Raw genomic sequence first — 384 nt, forward strand, 5'->3', positions numbered from 1 at the left:
CAACGTCTGTGATGTTTTGATGTATCTCGAAGATGACGATACTCGCGATGTCGGTGTGATAATGACGTTACCGCTCTTTTTCCCTTTTCTCTGGTTCGCTTTGTGGCGAAAAAAACGCGGCTGGTTTATGTACGCCACCGCGCTGGCTATTTTCGGCTACTGGTTGTGGCAGTTTTTTCTGCGCTATCAGTTTTGCTTGTGAGCCGGATGGGTTCATCCGGCCACAAAGACCTTACAAACTTCCCGCCTGACGACCTTTGCCCGCAGAAGTTAATGTTCTCCCCGTTTGTTTACCATTCAGGCTTTCCAGACGCATCTGGAAGGGCGGGAATGGCATCTCGATACCGTGGGCGTGGAAGCCAGCCAGAATCAGCTGGTGAATCT

Annotated in this window: 1 protein-coding gene; it reads left to right on the top strand. The window is 50.8% G+C overall.

From position 1 onward, the window contains the following. A partial coding sequence (locus E0L35_RS26115) for a YjeO family protein (RefSeq protein ID WP_138801776.1) occupies nucleotides 1-202 on the top strand: 202 nt, incomplete at its 5' end. Nucleotides 203-384: the final 182 nt, after the last annotated feature.

The organism is Halomonas sp. ATBC28 (assembly GCF_005937175.1).
In the GTDB taxonomy this organism is placed as follows: Bacteria; Pseudomonadota; Gammaproteobacteria; order Pseudomonadales; family Halomonadaceae; genus Vreelandella; species Vreelandella titanicae.